The 8,638-nt window shown below is 51.3% G+C and carries 9 tRNA genes and 5 rRNA genes (1 of these 14 running past the window's edge); all 14 read right to left on the bottom strand.

Going from position 1 to position 8,638, the window contains the following annotated elements:
* Position 1: 1 nt before the first annotated feature.
* A 5S ribosomal RNA gene (gene rrf / locus JFT89_RS19090) occupies positions 2 to 117 on the bottom strand.
* Positions 118 to 166: 49 nt separating this feature from the next.
* A 23S ribosomal RNA gene (locus JFT89_RS19085) occupies positions 167 to 3,088 on the bottom strand.
* Between the two features lie 146 nt (positions 3,089 to 3,234).
* Positions 3,235 to 4,786: ribosomal RNA gene (locus JFT89_RS19080) — 16S ribosomal RNA — on the bottom strand.
* A 78-nt stretch (positions 4,787 to 4,864) separates the two neighbouring features.
* A tRNA-Ala gene (locus JFT89_RS19075) sits at positions 4,865 to 4,940 on the bottom strand.
* Between the two features lie 9 nt (positions 4,941 to 4,949).
* A tRNA-Pro gene (locus JFT89_RS19070) sits at positions 4,950 to 5,023 on the bottom strand.
* Between the two features lie 8 nt (positions 5,024 to 5,031).
* A tRNA-Arg gene (locus JFT89_RS19065) sits at positions 5,032 to 5,105 on the bottom strand.
* A 3-nt stretch (positions 5,106 to 5,108) separates the two neighbouring features.
* Positions 5,109 to 5,197: transfer RNA gene (locus JFT89_RS19060), tRNA-Leu, on the bottom strand.
* A 16-nt stretch (positions 5,198 to 5,213) separates the two neighbouring features.
* Positions 5,214 to 5,288 (bottom strand) — tRNA-Gly (locus JFT89_RS19055).
* 29 nt (positions 5,289 to 5,317) lie between these two features.
* A tRNA-Leu gene (locus JFT89_RS19050) sits at positions 5,318 to 5,398 on the bottom strand.
* Between the two features lie 14 nt (positions 5,399 to 5,412).
* Positions 5,413 to 5,488: transfer RNA gene (locus JFT89_RS19045), tRNA-Lys, on the bottom strand.
* A gap of 14 nt (positions 5,489 to 5,502) precedes the next feature.
* Positions 5,503 to 5,578, bottom strand: a tRNA-Thr gene (locus tag JFT89_RS19040).
* A 4-nt stretch (positions 5,579 to 5,582) separates the two neighbouring features.
* Positions 5,583 to 5,658, bottom strand: a tRNA-Val gene (locus JFT89_RS19035).
* 5 nt (positions 5,659 to 5,663) lie between these two features.
* A 5S ribosomal RNA gene (gene rrf, locus JFT89_RS19030) occupies positions 5,664 to 5,779 on the bottom strand.
* Between the two features lie 101 nt (positions 5,780 to 5,880).
* Positions 5,881 to 8,638: ribosomal RNA gene (locus JFT89_RS19025) — 23S ribosomal RNA — on the bottom strand (it continues 164 nt past the right edge of the window).
* Together the 16S, 23S and 5S rRNA genes with 9 tRNA genes alongside form the textbook arrangement of a ribosomal RNA operon.

Genomic DNA, 8,638 nt, shown 5'->3' with positions numbered 1-8,638 from the left:
TGCTTGGCGACGTCCTACTCTCACAGGGACAAGGTCCCAACTACCATCGGCGCTAGAGAGCTTAACTTCCGTGTTCGGTATGGGAACGGGTGTGACCTCTCTGCCATCATCACCAAACTATGAAGGTATATTCCTTCAAAACTAGATAACATTTGCTTCATATTATATGGTTAAGTCCTCGATCTATTAGTATTCGTCAGCTCCACATGTCACCATGCTTCCACCTCGAACCTATCAACCTGATCATCTTTCAGGGATCTTACTAGCTTACGCTATGGGAAATCTCATCTTGAGGGGGGCTTCATGCTTAGATGCTTTCAGCACTTATCCCTTCCGCACATAGCTACCCAGCTATGCCCTTGGCAGAACAACTGGTACACCAGCGGTGCGTCCATCCCGGTCCTCTCGTACTAAGGACAGCTCCTCTCAAATTTCCTGCGCCCACGACGGATAGGGACCGAACTGTCTCACGACGTTCTGAACCCAGCTCGCGTACCGCTTTAATGGGCGAACAGCCCAACCCTTGGGACCGACTACAGCCCCAGGATGCGATGAGCCGACATCGAGGTGCCAAACCTCCCCGTCGATGTGGACTCTTGGGGGAGATAAGCCTGTTATCCCCGGGGTAGCTTTTATCCGTTGAGCGATGGCCCTTCCATGCGGAACCACCGGATCACTAAGCCCGACTTTCGTCCCTGCTCGACTTGTAGGTCTCGCAGTCAAGCTCCCTTATGCCTTTGCACTCTACGAATGATTTCCAACCATTCTGAGGGAACCTTTGGGCGCCTCCGTTACACTTTAGGAGGCGACCGCCCCAGTCAAACTGCCCACCTGACACTGTCTCCCGGGTCGATAAGACCCGTAGGTTAGAATTTCAATACAGTCAGGGCGGTATCCCACCAGCGCCTCCACCGAAGCTAGCGCTCCGGTTTCAATGGCTCCCGCCTATCCTGTACAAACTGTACCAAAATTCAATATCAGGCTACAGTAAAGCTCCACGGGGTCTTTCCGTCCTGTCGCGGGTAACCTGCATCTTCACAGGTACTATAATTTCACCGAGTCTCTGGTTGAGACAGTGCCCAAATCGTTACACCTTTCGTGCGGGTCGGAACTTACCCGACAAGGAATTTCGCTACCTTAGGACCGTTATAGTTACGGCCGCCGTTTACTGGGGCTTCAGTTCAGAGCTTCGCTTACGCTAACCCCTCTCCTTAACCTTCCAGCACCGGGCAGGTGTCAGCCCCTATACTTCGCCTTACGGCTTCGCAGAGACCTGTGTTTTTGCTAAACAGTCGCTTGGGCCTATTCACTGCGGCTTTCCGTTAAGAAAGCACCCCTTCTCCCGAAGTTACGGGGTCATTTTGCCGAGTTCCTTAACCAGAGTTCTCTCGCACACCTTAGGATTCTCTCCTCGCCTACCTGTGTCGGTTTGCGGTACAGGCACCTTTTATCTCGCTAGAAGCTTTTCTTGGCAGCGGGGAATCAAAGACTTCGCTCCATAAGGAGCTTCCCCATCACAGCTCAGCCTTCACGATAAGCGGATTTGCCTACTTATCAGCCTAACTGCTTGGACGTGCACAACCAATCGCACGCTTCTTCTATCCTTCTGCGTCCCTCCATTGCTCAAACGATAAAGAGGTGGTACAGGAATATCAACCTGTTGTCCATCGCCTACGCCTGTCGGCCTCGGCTTAGGTCCTGACTAACCCTGAGCGGACGAGCCTTCCTCAGGAAACCTTAGGCATTCGGTGGACGGGATTCTCACCCGTCTTTCGCTACTCATACCGGCATTCTCACTTCTAAGCGCTCCACCAGTCCTTCCGGTCTGACTTCACTGCACTTAGAACGCTCCCCTACCACTGATACCATTGGTATCAATTCGCAGCTTCGGTGGTGTATTTAGCCCCGGTACATTTTCGGCGCAGAGTCACTCGACTAGTGAGCTATTACGCACTCTTTAAATGGTGGCTGCTTCTGAGCCAACATCCTAGTTGTCTAAGCAACTCCACATCCTTTTCCACTTAATACACACTTTGGGACCTTAGCTGGCGATCTGGGCTGTTTCCCTCTTGACTACGGATCTTATCACTCGCAGTCTGACTCCTAAGGATAAGTCATTGGCATTCGGAGTTTGACTGAATTCGGTAATCCGATGAGGACCCCTAGTTCAATCAGTGCTCTACCTCCAAGACTCTTACACTTAAGGCTAGCCCTAAAGCTATTTCGGGGAGAACCAGCTATCTCCAGGTTCGATTGGAATTTCTCCGCTACCCACACCTCATCCCCGCACTTTTCAACGTGCGTGGGTTCGGGCCTCCATTCAGTGTTACCTGAACTTCACCCTGGACATGGGTAGATCACCTGGTTTCGGGTCTACGACCACGTACTAAACGCCCTATTCAGACTCGCTTTCGCTGCGGCTCCGCCTCTTCAGCTTAACCTTGCACGGGATCGTAACTCGCCGGTTCATTCTACAAAAGGCACGCCATCACCCATTAACGGGCTCTGACTATTTGTAGGCACACGGTTTCAGGATCTCTTTCACTCCCCTTCCGGGGTGCTTTTCACCTTTCCCTCACGGTACTGGTTCACTATCGATCACTAGGGAGTATTTAGCCTTGGGAGATGGTCCTCCCAGATTCCGACGGAATTTCACGTGTTCCGCCGTACTCAGGATACATTCAAGAGAGAACGAAGTTTCGACTACGGGGTTATTACCCTCTGTGACGGACCTTTCCAGGTCGCTTCGTCTACCTCGTTCCTTTGTAACTCCGTATAGAATGTCCTACAACCCCAAGAGGCAAGCCTCTTGGTTTGGGCTAGATTCCGTTTCGCTCGCCGCTACTCAGGAAATCGCATTTGCTTTCTCTTCCTCCAGGTACTTAGATGTTTCAGTTCCCTGGGTCTGTCTTCCATACCCTATGTATTCAGGTAAGGATACCATACCATTACGTATAGTGGGTTTCCCCATTCGGAAATCTTCGGATCAAAGCTTACTTACAGCTCCCCGAAGCATATCGGCGTTAGTCCCGTCCTTCATCGACTCCTAGTGTCAAGGCATCCACCGTGCGCCCTTTCTAACTTAACCAAACTAAAATTAAAAAAATATGAGCTACACTGTTATCTAGTTTTCAAAGAACATACATTTAAACTTGAGAGATAGTTCTCTCAAAACTGAACGAAACAAAACAAGTCAACGTTTATTGATGAACTGCGTTCATCAATTCTCCATAGAAAGGAGGTGATCCAGCCGCACCTTCCGATACGGCTACCTTGTTACGACTTCACCCCAATCATCTGTCCCACCTTAGGCGGCTGGCTCCATAAAGGTTACCCCACCGACTTCGGGTGTTACAAACTCTCGTGGTGTGACGGGCGGTGTGTACAAGGCCCGGGAACGTATTCACCGCGGCATGCTGATCCGCGATTACTAGCGATTCCAGCTTCATGTAGGCGAGTTGCAGCCTACAATCCGAACTGAGAACGGTTTTATGAGATTAGCTCCACCTCGCGGTCTTGCAGCTCTTTGTACCGTCCATTGTAGCACGTGTGTAGCCCAGGTCATAAGGGGCATGATGATTTGACGTCATCCCCACCTTCCTCCGGTTTGTCACCGGCAGTCACCTTAGAGTGCCCAACTTAATGATGGCAACTAAGATCAAGGGTTGCGCTCGTTGCGGGACTTAACCCAACATCTCACGACACGAGCTGACGACAACCATGCACCACCTGTCACTCTGCTCCCGAAGGAGAAGCTCTATCTCTAGAGTTTTCAGAGGATGTCAAGACCTGGTAAGGTTCTTCGCGTTGCTTCGAATTAAACCACATGCTCCACCGCTTGTGCGGGCCCCCGTCAATTCCTTTGAGTTTCAGCCTTGCGGCCGTACTCCCCAGGCGGAGTGCTTAATGCGTTAACTTCAGCACTAAAGGGCGGAAACCCTCTAACACTTAGCACTCATCGTTTACGGCGTGGACTACCAGGGTATCTAATCCTGTTTGCTCCCCACGCTTTCGCGCCTCAGTGTCAGTTACAGACCAGAAAGTCGCCTTCGCCACTGGTGTTCCTCCATATCTCTACGCATTTCACCGCTACACATGGAATTCCACTTTCCTCTTCTGCACTCAAGTCTCCCAGTTTCCAATGACCCTCCACGGTTGAGCCGTGGGCTTTCACATCAGACTTAAGAAACCACCTGCGCGCGCTTTACGCCCAATAATTCCGGATAACGCTTGCCACCTACGTATTACCGCGGCTGCTGGCACGTAGTTAGCCGTGGCTTTCTGGTTAGGTACCGTCAAGGTGCCAGCTTATTCAACTAGCACTTGTTCTTCCCTAACAACAGAGTTTTACGACCCGAAAGCCTTCATCACTCACGCGGCGTTGCTCCGTCAGACTTTCGTCCATTGCGGAAGATTCCCTACTGCTGCCTCCCGTAGGAGTCTGGGCCGTGTCTCAGTCCCAGTGTGGCCGATCACCCTCTCAGGTCGGCTACGCATCGTCGCCTTGGTGAGCCGTTACCTCACCAACTAGCTAATGCGACGCGGGTCCATCCATAAGTGACAGCCGAAGCCGCCTTTCAATTTCGAACTATGCAGTTCAAAATATTATCCGGTATTAGCCCCGGTTTCCCGGAGTTATCCCAGTCTTATGGGTAGGTTACCCACGTGTTACTCACCCGTCCGCCGCTAACTTCATAAGAGCAAGCTCTTAATCCATTCGCTCGACTTGCATGTATTAGGCACGCCGCCAGCGTTCATCCTGAGCCAGGATCAAACTCTCCAATAAAGTTAGTTTGTCTAGCATCTAAAAATAAAAATTGACGTTCACGTTGTTTGTTTCGTTCAGTTTTCAAAGAACTTTTTTTGGTGGAGCCTAGCGGGATCGAACCGCTGACCTCCTGCGTGCAAGGCAGGCGCTCTCCCAGCTGAGCTAAGGCCCCAAACAAGTATCGGGAAGACAGGATTTGAACCTGCGACCCCCTGGTCCCAAACCAGGTGCTCTACCAAGCTGAGCCACTTCCCGAAAGAAAACGCGCCCGAGAGGAGTCGAACCCCTAACCTCTTGATCCGTAGTCAAACGCTCTATCCAATTGAGCTACGGGCGCATATGGTGCCGAGGGCGGGGGTCGAACCCGCACGGTGGTCACCCACCGCAGGATTTTAAGTCCTGTGCGTCTGCCTGTTCCGCCACCCCGGCATGTCATACTGAAAATTGGAGCGGAAGACGGGATTCGAACCCGCGACCCCAACCTTGGCAAGGTTGTATTCTACCACTGAACTACTTCCGCAAGACATGTTTGAGTTATTTTATTAAAAGTGCGGGTGAAGGGAGTCGAACCCCCACGCCAAAGGCGCTAGATCCTAAGTCTAGTGCGTCTGCCAATTCCGCCACACCCGCATATTTCATTAAAATGGTGAGCCATGAAGGATTCGAACCTTCGACCCTCTGATTAAAAGTCAGATGCTCTACCAACTGAGCTAATGGCTCGTACAATTAAAAACTGGTGCCGACTAGAGGACTTGAACCCCCAACCTACTGATTACAAGTCAGTTGCTCTACCAATTGAGCTAAGTCGGCTAAATGGTGGAGGATGACGGGATCGAACCGCCGACCCCCTGCTTGTAAGGCAGGTGCTCTCCCAGCTGAGCTAATCCTCCGAATTGCCTGGCAACGTCCTACTCTCACAGGGACAAGGTCCCAACTACCATCGGCGCTAGAGAGCTTAACTTCCGTGTTCGGTATGGGAACGGGTGTGGCCTCTCTGCCATCATTACCAGACTATATTCATTTAAGACAAGAATTATTATAACTCATTAACCTTTGAAAGTCAACAAGTTTTTTATATTCTTTCAAAACTAGATAACATTGCTTCATATTATATGGTTAAGTCCTCGATCTATTAGTATTCGTCAGCTCCACATGTCACCATGCTTCCACCTCGAACCTATCAACCTGATCATCTTTCAGGGATCTTACTAGCTTACGCTATGGGAAATCTCATCTTGAGGGGGGCTTCATGCTTAGATGCTTTCAGCACTTATCCCTTCCGCACATAGCTACCCAGCTATGCCCTTGGCAGAACAACTGGTACACCAGCGGTGCGTCCATCCCGGTCCTCTCGTACTAAGGACAGCTCCTCTCAAATTTCCTGCGCCCACGACGGATAGGGACCGAACTGTCTCACGACGTTCTGAACCCAGCTCGCGTACCGCTTTAATGGGCGAACAGCCCAACCCTTGGGACCGACTACAGCCCCAGGATGCGATGAGCCGACATCGAGGTGCCAAACCTCCCCGTCGATGTGGACTCTTGGGGGAGATAAGCCTGTTATCCCCGGGGTAGCTTTTATCCGTTGAGCGATGGCCCTTCCATGCGGAACCACCGGATCACTAAGCCCGACTTTCGTCCCTGCTCGACTTGTAGGTCTCGCAGTCAAGCTCCCTTATGCCTTTGCACTCTACGAATGATTTCCAACCATTCTGAGGGAACCTTTGGGCGCCTCCGTTACACTTTAGGAGGCGACCGCCCCAGTCAAACTGCCCACCTGACACTGTCTCCCGGGTCGATAAGACCCGTAGGTTAGAATTTCAATACAGTCAGGGCGGTATCCCACCAGCGCCTCCACCGAAGCTAGCGCTCCGGTTTCAATGGCTCCCGCCTATCCTGTACAAACTGTACCAAAATTCAATATCAGGCTACAGTAAAGCTCCACGGGGTCTTTCCGTCCTGTCGCGGGTAACCTGCATCTTCACAGGTACTATAATTTCACCGAGTCTCTGGTTGAGACAGTGCCCAAATCGTTACACCTTTCGTGCGGGTCGGAACTTACCCGACAAGGAATTTCGCTACCTTAGGACCGTTATAGTTACGGCCGCCGTTTACTGGGGCTTCAGTTCAGAGCTTCGCTTACGCTAACCCCTCTCCTTAACCTTCCAGCACCGGGCAGGTGTCAGCCCCTATACTTCGCCTTACGGCTTCGCAGAGACCTGTGTTTTTGCTAAACAGTCGCTTGGGCCTATTCACTGCGGCTTTCCGTTAAGAAAGCACCCCTTCTCCCGAAGTTACGGGGTCATTTTGCCGAGTTCCTTAACCAGAGTTCTCTCGCACACCTTAGGATTCTCTCCTCGCCTACCTGTGTCGGTTTGCGGTACAGGCACCTTTTATCTCGCTAGAAGCTTTTCTTGGCAGCGGGGAATCAAAGACTTCGCTCCATAAGGAGCTTCCCCATCACAGCTCAGCCTTCACGATAAGCGGATTTGCCTACTTATCAGCCTAACTGCTTGGACGTGCACAACCAATCGCACGCTTCTTCTATCCTTCTGCGTCCCTCCATTGCTCAAACGATAAAGAGGTGGTACAGGAATATCAACCTGTTGTCCATCGCCTACGCCTGTCGGCCTCGGCTTAGGTCCTGACTAACCCTGAGCGGACGAGCCTTCCTCAGGAAACCTTAGGCATTCGGTGGACGGGATTCTCACCCGTCTTTCGCTACTCATACCGGCATTCTCACTTCTAAGCGCTCCACCAGTCCTTCCGGTCTGACTTCACTGCACTTAGAACGCTCCCCTACCACTGATACCATTGGTATCAATTCGCAGCTTCGGTGGTGTATTTAGCCCCGGTACATTTTCGGCGCAGAGTCACTCGACTAGTGAGCTATTACGCACTCTTTAAATGGTGGCTGCTTCTGAGCCAACATCCTAGTTGTCTAAGCAACTCCACATCCTTTTCCACTTAATACACACTTTGGGACCTTAGCTGGCGATCTGGGCTGTTTCCCTCTTGACTACGGATCTTATCACTCGCAGTCTGACTCCTAAGGATAAGTCATTGGCATTCGGAGTTTGACTGAATTCGGTAATCCGATGAGGACCCCTAGTTCAATCAGTGCTCTACCTCCAAGACTCTTACACTTAAGGCTAGCCCTAAAGCTATTTCGGGGAGAACCAGCTATCTCCAGGTTCGATTGGAATTTCTCCGCTACCCACACCTCATCCCCGCACTTTTCAACGTGCGTGGGTTCGGGCCTCCATTCAGTGTTACCTGAACTTCACCCTGGACATGGGTAGATCACCTGGTTTCGGGTCTACGACCACGTACTAAACGCCCTATTCAGACTCGCTTTCGCTGCGGCTCCGCCTCTTCAGCTTAACCTTGCACGGGATCGTAACTCGCCGGTTCATTCTACAAAAGGCACGCCATCACCCATTAACGGGCTCTGACTATTTGTAGGCACACGGTTTCAGGATCTCTTTCACTCCCCTTCCGGGGTGCTTTTCACCTTTCCCTCACGGTACTGGTTCACTATCGATCACTAGGGAGTATTTAGCCTTGGGAGATGGTCCTCCCAGATTCCGACGGAATTTCACGTGTTCCGCCGTACTCAGGATACATTCAAGAGAGAACGAAGTTTCGACTACGGGGTTATTACCCTCTGTGACGGACCTTTCCAGGTCGCTTCGTCTACCTCGTTCCTTTGTAACTCCGTATAGAATGTCCTACAACCCCAAGAGGCAAGCCTCTTGGTTTGGGCTAGATTCCGTTTCGCTCGCCGCTACTCAGGAAATCGCATTTGCTTTCTCTTCCTCCAGGTACTTAGATGTTTCAGTTCCCTGGGTCTGTCTTCCATACCCTATG

Origin of the sequence: Bacillus sp. TH25 (assembly GCF_016650935.1) — a bacterium.
Classification (GTDB): Bacteria; Bacillota; Bacilli; order Bacillales; family Bacillaceae_G; genus Bacillus_A; species Bacillus_A mycoides.
Note: the sequence above shows the minus strand (reverse complement) of the source record. Positions and strands in the feature narration are given on the sequence as shown.